At 66.3% G+C, this 18,672-nt stretch carries 12 protein-coding genes, 1 pseudogene and 1 riboswitch; of the genes and pseudogenes, 7 read left to right on the plus strand and 6 right to left on the minus strand.

Annotated features, from left to right (window positions below):
* Nucleotides 1-49: 49 nt before the first annotated feature.
* Nucleotides 50-805 (plus strand): glycerophosphodiester phosphodiesterase, encoded by a 756-nt coding sequence (ugpQ, locus tag M3A49_RS34195; RefSeq protein ID WP_416339073.1) that lies wholly within the window; start codon nt 50-52, stop codon nt 803-805.
* A 36-nt stretch (nt 806-841) separates the two neighbouring features.
* On the opposite strand, the gene M3A49_RS34200 is transcribed toward ugpQ, so the two are convergent.
* Both M3A49_RS34200 and M3A49_RS34205 read right to left on the minus strand, forming a co-directional pair.
* Complete coding sequence (locus M3A49_RS34200; protein ID WP_028206548.1) at nt 842-1,216, minus strand: DUF883 family protein; 375 nt, start codon at nt 1,214-1,216, stop codon at nt 842-844.
* Between the two features lie 373 nt (nt 1,217-1,589).
* The gene (locus M3A49_RS34205; protein WP_266232877.1) at nt 1,590-2,309 is read right to left on the minus strand and encodes an OmpW/AlkL family protein; all 720 of its coding nucleotides are present in this window, start codon (nt 2,307-2,309) and stop codon (nt 1,590-1,592) included.
* Between the two features lie 189 nt (nt 2,310-2,498).
* On the opposite strand from M3A49_RS34205, the pseudogene M3A49_RS34210 reads away from it, so the two are divergent.
* From M3A49_RS34210 to thpR, 4 genes and pseudogenes are all read left to right on the plus strand, one after another.
* Nucleotides 2,499-3,188, plus strand: a pseudogene (locus tag M3A49_RS34210) (transposase); the annotation flags it as partial.
* A 650-nt stretch (nt 3,189-3,838) separates the two neighbouring features.
* The gene (locus tag M3A49_RS34215) at nt 3,839-8,539 is read left to right on the plus strand and encodes a glutamate synthase-related protein (RefSeq protein WP_266232878.1); all 4,701 of its coding nucleotides are present in this window, start codon (nt 3,839-3,841) and stop codon (nt 8,537-8,539) included.
* A 104-nt stretch (nt 8,540-8,643) separates the two neighbouring features.
* Nucleotides 8,644-10,110, plus strand: coding sequence for a glutamate synthase subunit beta (locus M3A49_RS34220; RefSeq protein WP_266232879.1), 1,467 nt, complete (start codon nt 8,644-8,646; stop codon nt 10,108-10,110).
* A 302-nt stretch (nt 10,111-10,412) separates the two neighbouring features.
* Nucleotides 10,413-10,973, plus strand: a complete 561-nt coding sequence (thpR, locus tag M3A49_RS34225) for an RNA 2',3'-cyclic phosphodiesterase (protein WP_254356227.1) — start codon at nt 10,413-10,415, stop codon at nt 10,971-10,973.
* 33 nt (nt 10,974-11,006) lie between these two features.
* On the opposite strand, the gene M3A49_RS34230 is transcribed toward thpR, so the two are convergent.
* The 4 genes from M3A49_RS34230 to M3A49_RS34245 form a co-directional block, all read right to left on the minus strand.
* Complete coding sequence (locus tag M3A49_RS34230; RefSeq protein ID WP_266232880.1) at nt 11,007-12,383, minus strand: D-amino acid dehydrogenase; 1,377 nt, start codon at nt 12,381-12,383, stop codon at nt 11,007-11,009.
* A gap of 49 nt (nt 12,384-12,432) precedes the next feature.
* On the minus strand, nt 12,433-13,728 hold the full coding sequence (locus M3A49_RS34235) for an MFS transporter (RefSeq protein ID WP_266232881.1): 1,296 nt from the start codon (nt 13,726-13,728) through the stop codon (nt 12,433-12,435).
* Between the two features lie 277 nt (nt 13,729-14,005).
* Nucleotides 14,006-14,773 (minus strand): SDR family NAD(P)-dependent oxidoreductase, encoded by a 768-nt coding sequence (locus M3A49_RS34240; RefSeq protein ID WP_266232882.1) that lies wholly within the window; start codon nt 14,771-14,773, stop codon nt 14,006-14,008.
* On the minus strand, nt 14,770-16,527 hold the full coding sequence (locus tag M3A49_RS34245) for an ABC transporter ATP-binding protein/permease (protein WP_028206556.1): 1,758 nt from the start codon (nt 16,525-16,527) through the stop codon (nt 14,770-14,772). Before M3A49_RS34245 ends, M3A49_RS34240 begins: the two co-directional genes overlap by 4 nt.
* A 310-nt stretch (nt 16,528-16,837) precedes the next feature.
* Nucleotides 16,838-16,952: riboswitch (TPP riboswitch) on the plus strand.
* A 257-nt stretch (nt 16,953-17,209) separates the two neighbouring features.
* On the opposite strand from M3A49_RS34245, the gene M3A49_RS34250 reads away from it, so the two are divergent.
* Nucleotides 17,210-18,358 (plus strand): FAD-dependent oxidoreductase, encoded by a 1,149-nt coding sequence (locus M3A49_RS34250; protein WP_266232883.1) that lies wholly within the window; start codon nt 17,210-17,212, stop codon nt 18,356-18,358.
* Nucleotides 18,359-18,400: 42 nt separating this feature from the next.
* On the plus strand, nt 18,401-18,598 hold the full coding sequence (thiS, locus tag M3A49_RS34255; RefSeq protein WP_028206558.1) for a sulfur carrier protein ThiS: 198 nt from the start codon (nt 18,401-18,403) through the stop codon (nt 18,596-18,598).
* The last annotated feature ends 74 nt before the right edge of the window (nt 18,599-18,672 follow it).

Here is an 18,672-nt window from a genome sequence, read left to right on the forward strand (position 1 = left end):
CGCGGCTCGCCCCATCTCACCGCCCCTGCCGATTCCGGGAGCCCCTTTGATCAAGTCCTGGCCGTATCCGCGCGTGGCCGCGCACCGAGGGGGCGGCACGCTCGCACCCGAGAACACGCTGGCGGGTCTGCGCACCGGCGCGAGCCTCGGCCATACGATGGTCGAGTTCGACGCCAGGCTGTCCGTCGACAACGTCGCGTTCCTGCTCCACGACGACACGGTGAACCGCACGTCGAACGGGCAGGGCGCTGCGGCGTGCATGCGCTACGTGGAACTTGCCACGCTGGACGCGGGCAGCTGGCGGGATGCGCGTTTTGCGGGCGAGCCGATGCCCACGCTCGCTCAAGTCGCAGCGTGCTGTCGTGAGCTGGGGCTGTCGGCGAACGTCGAGGTCAAGCCCTGCGCGGGCCGCGACGTGGAGACAGGGCGCATGGTCGGCGCCGAAACGGCGCGCCTGTGGGAGCAAGAAGCGCAGGCAGGTATGCCGCCTTTGCTCTCGTCGTTTTCCTACGCGGCACTCGAGGCGGCGCGCGAGAGCGCGCCGGAACTGCCGCGCGGACTGCTATTCGAGCGCGTGCCCGCCGACTGGCGCGAGCAGACCGCGGCGCTCGAATGTGTGTCGCTCCATGCGAGCTATCGCCATCTCGACGAGGCGCTCGTCGAGCGCATCAAGTCGGCGGGGCTTTTCATCCTCGCCTATACGGTGAACGACCTCGAGCGCGCTCGCCAGCTCGTGAACTGGGGCGTCGATACGGTCTGTACCGACCGTATCGACCTGATCGGGCCGCACGCGCTCGACGCCTGAGGCCCCAAGCCGGGCGGCCAGCGCCCGGATCCTCATTCAGCGGCGCGCGAGCAGCGCGCCCACTACCAGCGCCACGCCGCCGACGATCGCGACGGCCTGCCAGGGATTGCGGTGCACGTAGTCGTCCGCGCTGGCGATGGCCGCGTCAGTATGGTCACGCGCGGCTGCACGCGCCACTTCGAGCCGCTCGCGGGCGGCGTCGAGACGCTTGCGGATGTCGTCGCGCAGCGCGGCGGCATCGGCCTGGGTTCCTTCGCCCAGCGTGTTTTCCAGCTCGGCGAGCAGATCACGCAACTCGTCGGTGATATCGGCGGCGGCGCTGCGGCCGCGGCGCGCGATGCGCCGCGCGTGTCGGCTCGTGCGCGTCCAGGAATCTCCGAGGGCTTCTCGCGTGTTCGGAAAGGCGCTCATGTATGGCTCCGTCGTTGAAAAGTCACAGGTAAAAGGCTCGCCTCGGCGCGCACGAAAAAGGGCGCGGGAGCGAGAGCCGGAGTGCAAGTATTGCGCAATTTCAGTGCCCGAGCCTTGAACGAGCGCAGTGAGCCGGGCGCAAACGCCCGCCAGGCGGGGCTTCGCTCTCTGGTGACAAAACAGGTGATTACGGGGACAGCACGCTTTTTCGCAGAGGCATAGAATCAGGATAAGCCCATGCGAAGGCGGGGAATAATCGATGGAGACGCGAAGACGGGAAGGGCACGGCCGGGCGGGAAACGCCGCCCTCCGCCAGACGCCGCAAGGGCGAGGCGAAGGGCCGGCGCGAGGTAGTGCGGGGCGCCGCAGCGCGTTAGAAGTTGTAGCCGACCTTCAGGTACGTCACGAGCGGGTTCAGGTGAATCTTCGATTCTGCGACTCGCTGGGTGCCGAACTGGTTGTTCAGCGTCGTGTGGTACGTGGCCGTCACGTTGATCGGAATGTACGAGAGCGAGAAACCGGCGAACCAGTGCTTCGTGAAGTTGTAGTTGAAGCCCAGGTTAAACACGGGGGCCCAGGAACGATCCGTCGAAACACTGGTCGGACCCCCAAGCCTCTCTTGTTCGAAGGAGCCGTTGGTGATCTTCGCATCGGTGAACCAGGCGTAGGTCACGCCGACGCCGAGGTAAGGACGGAATTTTGCTTCCGGGCTGTTGAAGTAGTACTTGAACAGCAGCGCGGGGCTCCACAGTTTCGCCGAGCCGACCTTGCCGTAGCTGCTGAAGCTGCCGCCGCCGGAAATATCGAACTTCGGCGGAATGCCCAGTTCGGCTTCGGTAGCGAAGTGGTCGGTGATGTAGTAGCCGAGGGAGAAACCCACGGTGTCGGCCGAGCCGACACTGGCGCCCGTATTCGGAATGGCCATGTTGACGGGCGAGCCGCCGACGCTGTCGATCTTGAGCGGATCGCTGGTGTCCTGCGGCATGAAGCGGAACCAGCCGGTGGTGACGTAGAACGTGTTTGCGGATTGTGCGTGTGCTGCCGTGAAACTGGCGAGCGCGGCGACCCCTGCCAGCGCCTGTTTTAATTTCATATTAATTGCTCCTCCATGAAAGGCCCGCTCATTATGAACACAACGTTTGCAACAAACCAGACGCGACCGTTAGAGCTTTTTTACTAAGCGCCGCGAGCTTTCCGCCGAAGCCGCATGCCAGCGAGAACTAGCGCTGGTGGGGCCTGGCGGGTCTGCGGGTATTCACCAACGGAACCAGGAAAATCGAGCATGGCACGGCTTGCACGTCTTTATGTTCCCGATCAGCCACAGCATGTGATCCTGCGCGGACTCGATCAGCAGCCCGCGTTCGTCGATGACCAGGACTACGAACTGTTCATCGACTGCCTGAAGGCCGCGGCGCGCGATCATCATCTGGCGGTTCATGCGTGGGTTTTGATGCCCGGCGCGGTGCAACTGCTCGTCACGCCTTCCGACGAATCCAGCCTGCCCAAGGCAATGCAGGCGGTCGGCCGGCGCTACGTGGCGCATTTCAACCGGCGCTATGCGCGTCGCGGCACGCTCTGGGAGGGGCGCTACCGCGCGACGGTCATCGAGGGCGAGCGCTTCTTCCTGCTGGCGAGCCGCGTCGTCGAGCTCGCACCGGTGCGCAGCCACCTCGTGACGGCGCCCGAAGACTATCGATGGTCGAGCTACCGGCATCACATCGGCCTGACCGTCGACAGCCTGATCACCGACCATCCGCTCTACTGGGCGCTCGGCAATACGCCGTTCGAGCGTCAGCGCGCGTATCGCGAACTCTGCGAGCAGGTGCTCGACGAGCGTGAAACGACGCAGCTCATGCAGGCCACGCTCAAGGGCTGGGTGCTCGGCAGCGACACTTATCGCGATTGGGCGTCGCGCACGGCGAACCGGCGTGTCTCGCCGCTGCCGCGCGGGCGCCCGCGCAAGGTGCGCGAAGCGCCGGGCACGCCCGCGGCAACGCCGGGTGCCGTTGGCGCGGCAACCACCGCGAGCGCGGCTTCGACACCTGCGGCCGGATCAGGCGGAGCCGGCGGTCAGTCGGCAGGCCATGGCGCCGGTCAATCTGGCCCTCATTCAGCTCCGCACTCTGGCGCCACTCCGGCCGGCTCGACCCCGACGCATGGAGGAGGCCCCGCGGGTAGTGGTTCCGCTACAACATCGGGTGGAAATCCGGGTAGCTCAAGTGGCCAATCCGGTGGTTCGCAGGGCTCCGGCAGCGGTGGCTCCTCCGGTTCGAGTTCGGAACACGACGAGCGCAAGCCGGGCACTGGCACCCACTGATTGCTTTCGGATCAAATGTTTACGAAATAAACGGCATCTCCGGATGCCGTTTTCTTTTGCTCAAATTGAATATGACCCCAATAAAAAAATGTGCGGATGCACCAACTCGATAATTGGGGTTCGAACATCACGTTTTATTTGCATCCCCTTGATTCGTCGCGTATATTCGCCTTTCGGCTCTCCTGGGCGCATAACGCGGGAAGCATGTAATACCCCGCGCAACGCCGTACAGCGGTCACGCAAGCGGCGTAAATCAAGAAAATGGATTCAACGGCTGGCAACAGCCCCACTCTGACGGTGTCCCCATGAACGATCACCAGCAGCGCGCCGCGGTGCCCGCCGCGCAAGGTCTCTATGACCCGCAAAACGAACACGACGCCTGTGGCGTCGGCTTCGTCGCCCACATCAAGGGCAAGAAGAGCCACGAAATCATTCAGCAAGGCCTGAAGATTCTCGAGAACCTCGACCACCGGGGCGCCGTGGGCGCCGATCCGCTGATGGGCGACGGCGCGGGCATTCTGATCCAGATTCCGGACGCGTTCTACCGCGAAGAGATGGCCAAGCAGGGCGTGACGCTGCCGCCGTTCGGCGAGTACGGCGTCGGCATGATCTTCCTGCCGAAGGAACACGCCTCGCGTCTCGCCTGCGAGCAGGAGCTCGAGCGCACGGTGCGCGCCGAAGGCCAGGTCGTGCTGGGCTGGCGCGACGTGCCGGTCGATCACGCGATGCCGATCTCGCCCACGGTGAAGGCGAGCGAGCCGCTGATCCGCCAGATCTTCATCGGCCGCGGCAAGGACGTGATGGTCACGGACGCGCTCGAGCGCAAGCTGTACATCATCCGCAAGACCGCGAGCCACCGCATTCAGGCGCTCAAGCTCAAGCACGGCAAGGAATACTTTGTGCCGTCGTGCTCGGCGCGCACGGTCGTCTACAAGGGCCTGCTGCTCGCCGGCCAGGTTGGCGTGTACTACCGCGACCTGCAGGACGAGCGCGTGGTCTCGGCACTGGCGCTCGTGCACCAGCGCTTCTCGACCAACACGTTCCCGGCGTGGGAACTGGCTCATCCGTACCGCATGATCGCCCACAACGGTGAAATCAACACCGTGAAGGGCAACGTGAACTGGCTGAACGCCCGTACCGGCGCGATCGCCTCGCACGTGCTCGGCAACGACCTGCCGAAGCTCTGGCCGCTGATCTATCCGGGCCAGTCCGACACGGCATCGTTCGACAACTGTCTCGAACTGCTGGTGATGGCGGGCTACCCGCTCGTCCACGCGGTGATGATGATGATCCCGGAAGCCTGGGAGCAGCACACGCTGATGGACGAGAACCGCAAGGCGTTCTACGAATACCACGCCGCGATGATGGAGCCGTGGGACGGCCCCGCGGCGATCGCGTTCACCGACGGCCGCCAGATCGGCGCGACGCTCGACCGTAACGGTCTGCGTCCGGCGCGCTACATCGTCACGGACGACGACCTGGTCATCATGGCGTCGGAAGCCGGCACGCTGCCGATCCCCGAGTCGAAGATCGTCAAGAAGTGGCGTCTGCAGCCGGGCAAGATGTTCCTGATCGACATGGAACACGGCCGCATCATCGACGACAAGGAACTCAAGGACAACCTCGCCAACGCCAAGCCGTACAAGAGCTGGATCGACGCCGTGCGCATCAAGCTCGACGAGATCGAGCCGAAGGCGGAAGACGTCGCGACCGCGCGCGCCGAAGCCGCTGCGCTGCTCGACCGTCAGCAGGCGTTCGGCTACACGCAGGAAGACCTCAAGTTCCTGATGGCGCCGATGGCGATGTCGGGCGAAGAGGCGGTCGGTTCGATGGGCAACGACTCGCCACTGGCGGTCATGTCCAACAAGAACAAGACGCTCTACAACTACTTCAAGCAGCTGTTCGCGCAGGTCACGAACCCGCCGATCGACCCGATCCGCGAAAACCTGGTGATGTCGCTCGTGTCGTTCATCGGCCCGAAGCCGAACCTGCTCGACACCAACAACATCAACCCGCCGATGCGTCTCGAAGTGTCGCAGCCGGTGCTCGACTTCAAGGACATCGCGAAGATCCGCGCGATCGAGCAGTACACGGGCGGCAAGTTCAGCAGCTACGAGCTGAACATCTGCTACCCCGTGGCCTGGGGCAAGGAAGGCATCGAAGCGCGCCTCGCGTCGCTGTGCGCGGAAGCCGTCGATGCGGTCAGGTCGGGCTACAACATCCTGATCGTGTCGGACCGCCGCGCGGACCGCGACAACGTCGCGATTCCTGCGCTGCTCGCCACCTCGGCGATCCACTCGCACCTCGTGCAGCACGGTCTGCGCACGAGCACGGGTCTCGTCGTGGAAACGGGTTCGGCGCGTGAAACGCACCACTTCGCGCTGCTCGCCGGTTTCGGTGCGGAAGCCGTGCACCCGTACCTCGCGATGGAAACGCTCGCGCAAATGGCGCAGGGCCTGAAGGGCGACCTGTCGGGCGAGAAGGCCGTCTACAACTTCACCAAGGCAGTGGGCAAGGGCCTGCTCAAGGTGATGTCGAAGATGGGCATCTCCACGTACATGTCGTACACGGGCGCGCAGATTTTCGAAGCCGTCGGTCTGGCTGACGACCTCATCGCCAAGTACTTCAAGGGGACGGCCTCGAAGGTGGGCGGCATTGGCCTGTTCGAAGTGGCTGAAGAAGCGATCCGTCTGCACCGCGACGCCTTCGGCGACAACCCGGTTCTCGCCAACATGCTCGACGCGGGCGGCGAATACGCCTACCGCGTGCGCGGCGAAGACCACATGTGGACGCCGGACGCGATCGCCAAGCTCCAGCACTCGGCGCGCAGCAACTCGTACCAGACGTACAAGGAATACGCGCACCTGATCAACGATCAGACGAAGCGCCACATGACGTTCCGCGGTCTGTTCGAATTCCGCCTCGACCCGGCGCGCGCGATCTCGATCGACGACGTCGAGCCCGCCAAGGAAATCGTCAAGCGTTTCGCCACGGGCGCGATGTCGCTCGGCTCGATCAGCACGGAAGCGCACGCCACGCTCGCCGTCGCGATGAACCGCATCGGCGGCAAGTCGAACACGGGTGAAGGCGGCGAAGACGAGAAGCGCTACCGCAACGAACTGCGCGGCATTCCGATCAAGAACGGCGACACGATGCAGTCGATCATCGGACCGGAAGTCGTGAAGGACATCCCGCTCAAGGATGGCGACTCGCTGCGTTCGAAGATCAAGCAGGTGGCGTCGGGCCGCTTCGGCGTGTCGGCGGAGTACCTGTCGTCGGCGGACCAGATCCAGATCAAGATGGCGCAGGGCGCGAAGCCGGGCGAAGGCGGTCAGCTGCCGGGCCACAAGGTTTCCGAGTACATCGGCAAGCTGCGTTACTCGGTGCCGGGCGTGGGCCTCATCTCCCCGCCGCCGCACCACGACATCTACTCGATCGAAGACCTGGCGCAGCTCATTCACGATCTGAAGAACGTGAACCCGGTTTCGTCGATCTCGGTGAAGCTGGTGTCGGAAGTGGGCGTGGGCACGGTGGCAGCCGGCGTGGCGAAGGCCAAGGCCGACCACGTCGTGATCGCCGGTCACGATGGCGGCACGGGCGCCTCGCCGCTCTCGTCGCTCAAGCACGCCGGCACGCCGTGGGAACTCGGTCTGGCGGAGACCCAGCAGACCCTGGTGCTGAACCAGTTGCGCGGCCGTATCCGCGTGCAGGCCGACGGCCAGATGAAGACGGGCCGCGACGTGGTGATCGGCGCGCTGCTCGGCGCGGATGAATTCGGCTTTGCGACGGCGCCGCTCGTCGTCCAGGGCTGCATCATGATGCGCAAGTGCCACCTGAACACCTGCCCGGTTGGCGTGGCGACGCAAGATCCGGTGCTGCGCGCGAAGTTCTCGGGCCAGCCTGAGCACGTCGTCAACTTCTTCTTCTTCATCGCTGAAGAAGTGCGCGAAATCATGGCGCAACTGGGTATCCGCAAGTTCGACGATCTGGTCGGCCGCGCGGATCTGCTCGATACGCGCCGTGGTGTGGAGCACTGGAAGGCGAAGGGTCTCGACTTCTCGCGCGTGTTCTACCAGCCGCAAGTGGGCGCCGAAGTCGCGCGCAAGCACGTCGACACGCAAGACCACGGTCTGGACCGCGCGCTCGATCACACGCTGATCGAGAAGGCAAAGGCCGCGATCGAAACGGGCGAGCACGTCTCGTTCATTCAGCCGGTGCGCAACGTGAACCGCACGGTCGGCGCGATGCTCTCGGGCGTCGTCGCGAAGAAGTACGGCCACGACGGTCTGCCGGAAGACACGATCCACATCCAGTTGAAGGGCACGGCGGGGCAGAGCTTCGGCGCGTTCCTCGCACGCGGCATCACGCTGGACCTCGTGGGCGACGGCAACGACTATGTCGGCAAGGGCCTCTCGGGCGGCCGCATCATCATCCGTCCGACCAACGACTTCCGCGGCAAGTCCGAAGAAAACATCATCTGCGGCAACACGGTGATGTACGGCGCACTCGAAGGCGAAGCCTTCCTGCGCGGTGTGGCGGGCGAGCGTTTCGCGGTGCGTAACTCGGGCGCGACGGCGGTTGTCGAAGGCACGGGCGACCACGGCTGCGAATACATGACGGGCGGCACGGTGCTCGTGCTCGGCGAAACGGGCCGTAACTTCGCGGCGGGCATGTCGGGCGGTATCGCCTACGTGTACGACCCGGACGGCTCCTTTGCCAACAAGTGCAACAGGTCGATGGTTGCGCTCGACCCGGTTCTGCAACAGGCCGAACAGGAGCGCACCGTGGACCGCGCGCTGTGGCACACGGGTCAGACCGACGAAGCGCTGCTCAAGGGACTCGTCGAGCGTCACTTCCAGTTCACGGGCTCGACGCGCGCCAAGGCGCTGCTCGAAAACTGGGATGCGGCGCGCCGCCAGTTCGTGAAGGTGTTCCCGACGGAATACAAGCGCGCACTGACCGAACTCGGCGCGAAGAAGGCGAGCCAGGAAGAACTGGCCGCCTGATTCCCGCGACGACGACTGAACGAAGACGAAGCGCCCGCCGCGCTCACTGAAGCGGCGGCGGGCGCGGTCCCCTCACCGAATAGATAGAGATAGACGAGAACCCTATGGGTAAGGCAACCGGTTTTCTCGAGTTCGAGCGCCAGCATGAGGCGTACGAAGCACCGCTTACGCGCGTGAAGCACTACAAGGAATTCGTGGCGGCGCTCTCCGACGCCGACGCGAAGATCCAGGGCGCACGCTGCATGGACTGCGGCATCCCGTTCTGCAATAACGGCTGCCCGGTCAACAACATCATTCCGGACTTCAACGACCTTGTGTTCCGCCAGGACTGGAAGAGCGCGATCGACGTCCTGCATTCCACGAACAATTTCCCCGAGTTCACGGGCCGTATCTGCCCGGCGCCCTGCGAAGCGGCGTGCACGCTCGGCATCAACGACGATCCCGTAGGCATCAAGTCGATCGAGCACGCGATCATCGACAAGGCCTGGGCCGAAGGCTGGGTCGCGCCGCAAGTCGCGAAGCACAAGACGGGCAAGAAGGTTGCCGTGGTCGGTTCGGGCCCCGCGGGCCTCGCCGCCGCACAACAGCTTGCACGCGCCGGTCACGACGTGACGGTGTTCGAGAAGAACGACCGCGTCGGCGGCCTGCTGCGCTATGGCATCCCCGACTTCAAGCTGGAGAAGTGGCTGATCGACCGCCGCATGCGCCAGATGGAAGCCGAAGGCGTGACGTTCCGCACCAACGTGTTCATCGGCCGTGGCGAGCTGCCAGCGTACATCGGCAACACGGCGAAGGAAACTATCTCGCCGGACGGACTGAAAGAGCAGTTCGACGCCGTGGTGATCGCAGGCGGCTCGGAAACGCCGCGTGATCTGCCTGTGCCGGGCCGCGAACTCGAAGGCATCTACTACGCCATGGAGTTCCTGCCGCAGCAGAACAAGGTCAACGCCGGCGACAAGCTGCCGAACCAGCTGCTCGCCAAGGGCAAGCACGTGGTCGTGATCGGCGGCGGCGATACCGGTTCCGACTGCGTGGGCACCTCGAACCGTCATGGCGCGAAGAGCGTCACGCAGTTCGAACTGCTGCCGCAGCCGCCCGAGGAAGAGAACAAGCCGCTCGTGTGGCCGTACTGGCCGATCAAGCTGCGCACGTCGTCATCGCACGACGAAGGCTGTTCGCGCGACTGGGCGGTGGCGACCAAGCGCCTCGAAGGCAAGAACGGCAAGATCGAGAAGCTGATCGCCGCGCGCGTGGAGTGGAAGGACGGCAAGATGGTCGAAGTGCCGGGCTCGGAATTCGAGATGAAGGCCGATCTCGTGCTGCTCGCCATGGGCTTCACGCAGCCGGTTTCGCCGGTGCTCGAAGCATTCGGCGTCGAGAAGGATGCGCGCGGCAACGTGCGTGCCTCGACCGAAGGCGAGAAGGCGTACTACACGTCGGTCGATAAGGTCTTCACCGCTGGCGACATGCGCCGCGGCCAGTCGCTCGTGGTGTGGGCGATCCGTGAGGGCCGTCAGTGCGCGCGCTCCGTCGATGCGTACCTGATGGGCGGCTCGGAGCTGCCGCGTTAAATCGCGGATTGGGACCAGAGTAAGCGCTAAAGCGCTAACTCTGGTCGACACGTGAGGGCCGTCAGTGCGCGCGCTCCGTCGATGCGTACCTGATGGGCGGCTCGGAGCTGCCGCGTTAAATCCAGTGTGCCCCGAATTCGACGGGACGCACGGGAGACGGCAGGAGACGCAACGACCGAAGCCGGGCACCCGCGAGGGTGACCCGGCTTTTTTACGTCCGTGCTGCGGGTTTGCATGGGCGCGCGCCTCGCGTGAGAGGATTACCATGACGCGATTGCCCGACCGAACGAGGCCCGCCGATCATGTCCGAAGCCCGCGAGACCGATCGTGACACGCAGCAATGGCGGCGCTGCTTCATCGCGCTTTCGCCCACTGCGGCGTCGCGCGATGCGCTCGCCGCGCTGGACGTGCCGCCCAATGCGCGGCGCGTGCCCTATGCGCAACTCCATCTGACAGTGACGTTCATCGGCGCGATGTCGTTCGACCAGGGGCACGCGCTCTCGCGGCGGCTCGCCGAGCACGCGCCGCTCCTCCCGCCCGCGCAGGTCACGCATATCGAATGCTGGCCGGGACGCGCGCATCCGCGCCTGATGGTGGCCGTGCTCGCGATGTCGGATGCCTTCACGGCGCTCGACTGGCGCGTGCGCTCACTCATGGGAGACGTGGGATTGCCGCTCGACGCGCGAGCGTTCCGCCCGCACGTGACGCTCGCGCGCTTCGCGCGCGACGCCGTGGGCGCGCCGGCGGCAAGCGGCGGGGAAGCGCTGCCGCCGTTGCGCTTCGAGTCGCTGGTGCTGTACTCGAGCACGCTGGCGAGGCAGGGCGCGCGCTACGAGGCGTTGGCGAGCGTCGCGCTCGCTTGAGGCGTCGCCGCGCGTTGCAGTCTTGACCGACGCTTAGTGGCGATACCGCGCCAGCGTCAATCCATCGAGATCGATTTCCGGCGAGCGCTGCGTGACGAGGTCCGCGAGCACGCGGCCCGAACCCATCGACATCGCCCAGCCCGTCGAGCCGTGCCCGACGTTCAGCCACAGGCCATCCACGCCCGACGTGCCGAGCAGCGGCGCGCCGTCCGGCACCATCGGCCGGCGCCCCACCCAGAATTGCGCCGACGAAGGCGTCGCGGCGTGCGGGAACCAGTCGTCGAGCACCTTCATGAGCGTTTGCAGCGCCTGCTCGCGCAGCGTCGCGCGGTGGTCGCCCAGCTCCGCCGTCCCCGCCACACGCAGATACGGGCCGAAGCGCGTGATCGCCGTCTTGAGCGACTCGTCCATGAGCGCGGCGCGCGGGGCCTTCTGCTCGTCGACCACGGGCAGCGTGGCCGAATAGCCTTTCACCGGATACAGCGGCACCCGCACGCCAAGCGGCGCGACGAGCGCCGCGCTCTCCACGCCCAGTGCGACCACCACGGCGTCGGCGGCGAGCGTGTGCGGTTCGGTATCGCCTACCTCGTTCAAGTCCGCGGGGCGCAGCACCTGGGCGGGTGCGCGGCGATCCTCGCGTCGCTGCACGCGTAGCTCGCGGCGGTTGTTTGCCGTGCGCCGCCCGGGCACCGCGCGTACGCGCACGCCGTTCACCTTGCCGCCCGCGGCTTCGAGCGAGAGCACTTCGGTATCGAACAGAAACGTGACGCCGCGTGCTTCGCATACGGAGCGCAGTTCGCGCGTGAAGCGTGCGCAGTCGCCGGCCTCGTCTTCGGGCAGATAGACGCCCGCCACCGGTTTCACGCGCGACCAGGCGAGCCCCGGCTCGACCTGCGCGCAGGCGGCGGCATCGAGTTCGCGATAGACGATGCCCGCATCGCGCAGCACGCCGAGCGCCGGTTGCGCGAGTTCGAGGTCGTAGTCGCTGCGAAAGAGCTGGAGATAGCCCTGGCTGCGCCCGTACTCGAACGCGTGCGTGGCGCGAAACGCGTGCAGGCATTCGCGGCTGTAATAGGCGATGCGCTGCATGCGCTGCTTGTTCACGCGAAAGCGCGCGAGATCGCATTCGCGCAGCCAGCGCGCGATCCAGCGCCACTGCGCGGCGTCGAGCGTGGGCCGGAAGATGAGCGGCGAGGTGGGCTTGAACAGATACTTGATGAGCTTCGCGGGCATGCCGGGCGCGGCCCACGGCGTGACATAGCCGGGTGCGATGACACCGGCGTTGGCGAAACTCGTGCCGAGCGCGACGCCCGGTTCCCGTTCGACGACCGTGACGTCGCAGCCTCGTTCGCTCAGATAGTACGCAGTAGCGACGCCGATCACACCGGCGCCGAGGACGATCGTTTTCATGCCGGTCGCACAACAGGGAGGGACGCTCGGTATTGCAGCATGTTCGCGCTCATCGTGCAGTGGACTCCGCAGACGCTCGCTCGCTCCCGGCAGCAGGCGCTTCCTCGCTCAGCACCTTGCCCTTCGTCTCCGGCAGGCACAGCGCCGCGACGATCACGAGCAGATAGCCCGCGCCGGCCACCATGCCGATCGCCTTCACGAGCGAGGTGGTCTGCGCGAACGTACCGACGAGAATCGGGAAAAACGAGCCGAGCCCGCGTCCGAGGTTGTAGCAGAAGCCCTGACCCGAGCCGCGGATCGCGTTCGGGTAGAGCTCCGAGAGATACGCGCCCACGCCCGCGAAAATACCTTGCACGACGATGCCGAGCGGAAAGCCGAGCAGGAGCATGGCGGTGTCGGTGATCGGCAGCATCGTGTAGGCCATGCCGAGCGCAAACGAGCCGATGGCGAACAGGATGAACGAGGCGCGCCGGCCGATCCTGTCGCACAGGATCGCGCCGACGATGTAGCCCGTGAACGAGCCGACGATCAGCACGATCAGGTAGCCGCTCGTGTTGAACACCGAAAGGTGGCGCACCGTCTTCAGGTAGGTGGGCAGCCAGGTGGTGATCGCGTAGTAGCCGCCGAGCATGCCGGTGCACAGCGCGCTGCCGAGCAGGGTAGTGGCCAGATGCGCGGGTGCGAAGATCTGCATGAAGTGGCTTTGCATCGCGCCGCTATCGCGCGCGCGGCGCGTGGCGACGAACACGTCGGGGTCGCTCACGTTGCGGCGCACATAGAAAATCCAGAGCGCAGGCACGATGCCGATCCAGAAGCACGCGCGCCACGCGTATTCCTCGGGTAGCAGGGCGAAGAAGGCCCAGTACAGGATGGCGGCCGCGCCCCAGCCGAACGACCAGCTGCTCTGCACCGTGCCCACGGCCTTGGCGCGATGCTGCGGCGAGCGGATCGTTTCGGCCATCATCATCGTGACGACCGTCCATTCGCCGCCAAAGCCGATGCCCTGCAGCGTGCGCGTGGCGAGCAGTTGCCAGAACGAATGCGTGAAGCCGGAGAGGCAGGTGAAGAGCGCGAAGGTGGCGATGGTCCACTGCAGCACGCGCACGCGGCCGTAGCGGTCGGCGAGGATGCCGGCGAGCCAGCCGCCGATCGCCGACGAGATCAGCGAGCTGGTCGCGATCATGCCGGCCTCGCCCTTGGTCATGCCCCAGGTCGCGATGAGCGTCGGGATCAGGAACGAGTAGATCATGAAGTCGAACGCGTCGACGGCGTAGCCGCCGAATCCCGCGTAGAGCGTGCGCCGCTCGCGCGCGTTCAACTCGGTGAACCAGTGAAAGTAGCCCATCGCGTGTCTTCCCCCATATTTGTTGTGCGCGCAACGAACCGGGTGAGCGGCGCGTGCGGCGCTTGCGACCCGGCTCGCGCAGACGCGTTGGGTGGCGTGTGCGCTTGACGCTGGCGGGCTGCGCGGTGCGACGCCGCCCGTCTCCGGTGTGCTGGAGGGGTATTTTACGGTGCGAAACCGTGCTGAGGCGAGGGGCAATTTTTGGCGCCCGCTATCGTTGTATTCCGATATTTAGTTCGCTAGCGAGCGAACGATGGCGCGTGGGAACCGCACGGCGCTAGAGCGTGAGCCCGCCATCGACATGAATCACCTGGCCGGTGATGTGGCGCGCGGCGTCCGAGAGCAGGAAGGCGATGAGTTCGGCGACATCGGCGGGATCCGCCACGTGGCCGAGCGGCGTTTCCTGCGCCGCGCGCTCCCACACCGGCGCGTTTTCCGGCGTGGGACCCTTGTCCTTGCGCGTATAGCCGGGCGCGACGCAGTTCACGGTCACGCCGTGCGGCGCCAGCTCCGCCGCGGCGGTTTTCGCCAGCGATTCGAGCGCGGCCTTCGCGGCGGCGGTGGCGGCGAACGGCGCGCCGACGCGGTAGCGGTGCGCGACGAACGAACTCAGCGCGACCACGCGGGCGCGCGCCGAGCGTTCCAGCGCCGGCTGCGCGCGTTGCACAAGCGCCGCGAACGCGGCGGGCATGGCCGCGAATGCGCCTTCGAGCGACGCGGCGTCGAGCGCGGCGAGCGTCTGGCGCTGCGCATGCCCGGCGTTGGCGACCAGCTGGTCGAGCGTGCCGAAGTGCGCGAGCGTGGCGTCCACGAGTGCGCTCGCCTGGCCGGCCTGCACGAGATCGCCGCACGTGGTGGCGCAGGTCGAGCCGTGCTGCTCGCACTCGGCGGCGACGGCGGCGAGCCGGGCGCGCGACGCGTCATCCGCGCCGCGTGCGTGCAGCATCAACGCCGTGCGAGGCGCCGAGATGCGCCGCGCGAGCGCTGCGCCGATACCCGAGCCCGCGCCCGTGATCAGCACGACGCGCGCCGCGCTTGCGCTCACGCGGCAACCCGCTCTTCGGGCATGCGCTCGATCTCGAGCGTGTCGTGGTGGTACGCCGCGAGCGACTCGCGGTGGGCGACGCTCACGATCGCCGCTTTCGGCAGGCGCTCCATGAACAGCTTGTAGAGCCGGCTTTCGTTGTCGGGATCGAGCGCGCTCGTCGCTTCGTCGAGGAACAGATAGTCGGGCTTGTGCAGCAGTACGCGCGCGCCCGCGAGGCGTTGCTGCTCGCCCGGCGAGAGCACGCGCGACCAGTGCGCCGATTCGGCGAGACGATCCATGTACTCTTCGAGGCGGCAGGCGCGCAGCGCTTCGCGGCAGTCTTCGTCGCTGTAGTCGTCGGCGGGCGAAGGGTAGGTGAGCGCCGCCTTGAGCGTGCCGATGGGCAGATAGCTCTGCTGCGGGATGAACATCATGCGCGCATCCACAGGCGCGTCGATCGAGCCCTCGCCGAATGGCCAGAGGCCCGCGAGCGCGCGTATCAGCGTGCTCTTGCCCGCGCCCGAGGGGCCGCGCACGAGCCAGCGCGAGCCCGGCTTGATGGCGATGTCGCGCACTTCGGAGAGCGGCGTGCCGTTGGGCAGCGAGAGCTTGAGATGTTCGGTGGCGAGTTCGTTGTTGTCGATGAAGTGCAGGTTGATGCCGCCATGCTCGGTGGCGGGCGAGACCGATTCCTTCAGGCGCGGCGAGTGCACGACACGCACGAATTCTCGCAGACGATTCACGGTAGCGCGCCATTCGACCAGCGTGGAGTAACTGTTGATGAACCACGAGAACGAGTCGCTCACGGTGCCGAACGCCTGCGAGATCTGCATCAGCACGCCGAACGTGAAGGCGCCCGCGAAGTAGCGCGGCGCGGCCACCACGAGCGGGAAGATGATGGCGATCTGGCCGTAGAAGCTCAGCACGAAGGTGAGGCGCTTCGTGTACTTCATCACGCGCCACCAGTTGTCCTTGATGTGCGCGAAGAGGCCTTGCGCGTTGCCGCGCTCGGTGTCCATGCCGTCGTAGAGGGCGATCTGCTCGGCGTTTTCGCGCAGGCGGATCAGGCCGAAGCGGAAGTCCGCTTCCACCTTTTGTTGCTGGTAGTTGATCGACACGAGCGGGTGGCCGACCTTCTGGATCACGAGCGAGCCGAACACCGCATAGAGCGCGGCAGCCCAGACCATGTAGCCCGGAATCGCGAGCGGCTGGCCGCCCAGCGTGACAGTGAGCGCGCCCGCGAGCGTCCACAGGATCGTGATGAACGAGATGAGCGTGACGACCGTGGAGAGCAGATCGAGCGTGAGCGAGAGCGTGGTCGTGGCGAACGACTGGAGGTCGTCGCTGATCCGCTGGTCGGGGTTGTCGGCGAGGCGGTCGCGCTCGATGCGGTAGAACGCGCCCTTGCCGAGCCACTCGCTCAGGAACCGCGTGGTGAGCCACTGACGCCAGCGAAAGCCGAGCATCTGACGCAGATAGCGGCCATACACCGCGAGGATGATGAAGCCGAACGCCAGTTCGGTGAAGGTCATCAACAGCGGCGGGAAGCGCTTGACGTCCTTGGCCTGCAACGCGTTGTAGAACTCCGCGCTCCAGCCGTTCAGGCGCACGTTGATCCACACGACGAGCAGGTTCATCACGATGATCGCGACGAGCAGGCCCCAGGCGATCCAGCGTTCCTCGGAGACCCAGTAGGGCTTGATCAGGCTCCACGCGGTGATCTTCTGATGCTCGTTCTGATCGGGCGTGGCGCGGGCAGGTTGGTTGGTCATGTGCGTCCTGAAGGTGTGGCGGCCCGCTGGGGGCATGCGCTGCGCGCCGCACGGCGGCAGCGTTGCAGCGATTTTTGCAGCGATTCTGTCGTCGGGCGCTTAAGTGAGTCTTAACGGGGCACAGGCGGAGTCAAAACTGGCGCCTGGCGTGGAGACAAAAGCGCACGCCGGCGCCGCCGTAGCGTGGCGCCCATTGTCTCACCGCGCGGGCCTGCGAGGCGAAAGAGGCGGGTTCAGGGCATTGTGCCAGACCAGCACCCCGGCTCCGCCGAGGTTTGCGGGCCGCGCGCGTTTTGTGGTCTAATCGTCGTTGACGAAACAGGGGTGCTTCACCGGTATGCCGGGCATGCCGCCAGTGAGGCTGAGAGAAACCCTTTGCACCCGATCCGGGTAATACCGGCGCGGGAAGTTTCCAGAAAGTCTTGGCCGGCGCCCAGCCTGGTTTTTTCAAGGAGGGGGCGCCAGGTTTCCCGCCGGGCTGCGCTTTGGGCGCATGGGTTCGTACGAATTCCGCGAATTTTGTACAGGGCCGTCTGCGCCGCTTAGCCTCCACGGTCGGCCTTGCCAGCCGGTTTCGTCCTTGGGTACGTCTGCTGCTGCCGTACGGAAAGGATACGATGACCGCCTATTCTCTTTGTTCCCCGATTCTTATCGCGTTCGCCTTGCGTGACGGAGCGTCGTCATGAGCCGCGCCCGCAACCCTAACGTGGGCAGCGTGCCCGACTTCGCCGTGCTCGGCGGCGGCCTGAGCGGCCGGCTCGTCGCATGGCGTCTGGCCGGCGAGGGCCATCGCGTCGCGCTTTACGAGCGCGGCGGCCCCGAAGGCGGCGAAGCCGCGGCCTGGGTCGCGGCGGCCATGCTTGCGCCGCTCGCGGAGGCCGCCGTCGCCGAACTGCTCATCACCGAGCTTGGCGTCGCGTCGCTCGAATCCTGGCCGCGCATCCTGGCCGAGCTGCCGGAGCCCGTGTTCTTCCAGCGCAACGGCACGCTCGTGGTCTGGCATAGCGCCGATCGCACCGAAGCGCCGCTCTTCGAGCGCCGCGTGCGCGCCAACGCGCCGCGTTCGCTCGCCGATGCAAACTTCATCGCGCTCGCCGGTGCGCAGCTCGACGCCGCCGAACCGGCGCTCGCCGGGCGCTTCGCGCACGGCTGGCTGCTCGAAGGCGAAGGCCAGCTCGACAATCGCCAGGCCCTGGCTGCACTGGCGGCGGGGCTCGCCACGCGCGGCGTGGAAACCCACTGGCACACCACGGTCGACGAGGCCAATCCGCCGCCCGCGCGCGTGACGATCGACTGCCGCGGGCTGGGCGCCAAACCTGCGCTGCCGGGTTTGCGCGGCATTCGCGGCGAAGTCGCGCGCGTGCACGCGCCGGGCATCACGCTCACGCGCCCGGTGCGGCTCCTGCATCCGCGCTATCCGCTCTATATCGCGCCCAAGGAACACGATGTCTTCGTGATCGGCGCGACCGAGATCGAAGGCGAGGACCGTTCGCCCGTGAGCGTGCGCTCGGCGCTCGAACTGCTGAGCGCGGCGTTTGCGGTGCATCCGGCGTTCGGCGAGGCGCGCATCCTCGAGTTGAACACGCAGTGCCGCCCGACGCTGCCCGACCATCGCCCGGCGCTCATCTGGGACGGCAAGACCACGCTGCGCGTGAACGGCCTCTATCGGCACGGCTTCATGATCGCGCCGGAAGTCGCCGACGAAGCCGCGCGCTTCGCCGAGGCGCTGCTCGACGCCCGCGTGAGCGATGCCGATTCCTTCGAGGCGCTGCGCCGCGCGTCGCGCTGGGGCGACATGCTGCACGCGCAGGGCGCGCACGAGCCGGCCTGACGCCGCACCAGAAACAATCCGCAGTTTGAGAACGTATTTGCCATGGACATTCATATCAACCAGAAGCCGATCACGCTGCCCGAGGGCGCGACTGTCGCCGATGCGCTCGCCGCATTCGGCGCGCGTCCGCCGTTCGCCGTCGCCCTGAACGGCGATTTCGTGGCGCGCACCCAGCATGGCGCGCGCTCGCTCCAGGCGGGGGACCGCCTCGACGTCGTGAGCCCCGTGGCCGGCGGCTGAGCCTCGCTCGCCCAAGCCACCGGTTGCGCGCATCGCATGTATCGCGAGCGCGTTCACGACACCGCCAAGGATTC

Origin of the sequence: Paraburkholderia sp. CNPSo 3076 (assembly GCF_026343935.1) — a bacterium.
GTDB classification, from domain to species: domain Bacteria; phylum Pseudomonadota; class Gammaproteobacteria; order Burkholderiales; family Burkholderiaceae; genus Paraburkholderia; species Paraburkholderia nodosa.

Bases quoted from the DNA above. Each gene is read 5' to 3' on its own strand.
- M3A49_RS34200 (WP_028206548.1), bottom strand. From the start codon at position 1,216: ATGAGCGCCTTTCCGAACACGCGAGAAGCCCTCGGAGATTCCTGGACG.
- M3A49_RS34205 (WP_266232877.1), bottom strand. From the start codon at position 2,309: ATGAAATTAAAACAGGCGCTGGCAGGGGTCGCCGCGCTCGCCAGTTTC.
- M3A49_RS34215 (WP_266232878.1), top strand. From the start codon at position 3,839: ATGAACGATCACCAGCAGCGCGCCGCGGTGCCCGCCGCGCAAGGTCTC.
- M3A49_RS34220 (WP_266232879.1), top strand. From the start codon at position 8,644: ATGGGTAAGGCAACCGGTTTTCTCGAGTTCGAGCGCCAGCATGAGGCG.
- thpR (WP_254356227.1), top strand. From the start codon at position 10,413: ATGTCCGAAGCCCGCGAGACCGATCGTGACACGCAGCAATGGCGGCGC.
- M3A49_RS34230 (WP_266232880.1), bottom strand. From the start codon at position 12,383: ATGAAAACGATCGTCCTCGGCGCCGGTGTGATCGGCGTCGCTACTGCG.
- M3A49_RS34235 (WP_266232881.1), bottom strand. From the start codon at position 13,728: ATGGGCTACTTTCACTGGTTCACCGAGTTGAACGCGCGCGAGCGGCGC.
- M3A49_RS34245 (WP_028206556.1), bottom strand. From the start codon at position 16,527: ATGACCAACCAACCTGCCCGCGCCACGCCCGATCAGAACGAGCATCAG.
- M3A49_RS34250 (WP_266232883.1), top strand. From the start codon at position 17,210: ATGAGCCGCGCCCGCAACCCTAACGTGGGCAGCGTGCCCGACTTCGCC.
- thiS (WP_028206558.1), top strand. From the start codon at position 18,401: ATGGACATTCATATCAACCAGAAGCCGATCACGCTGCCCGAGGGCGCG.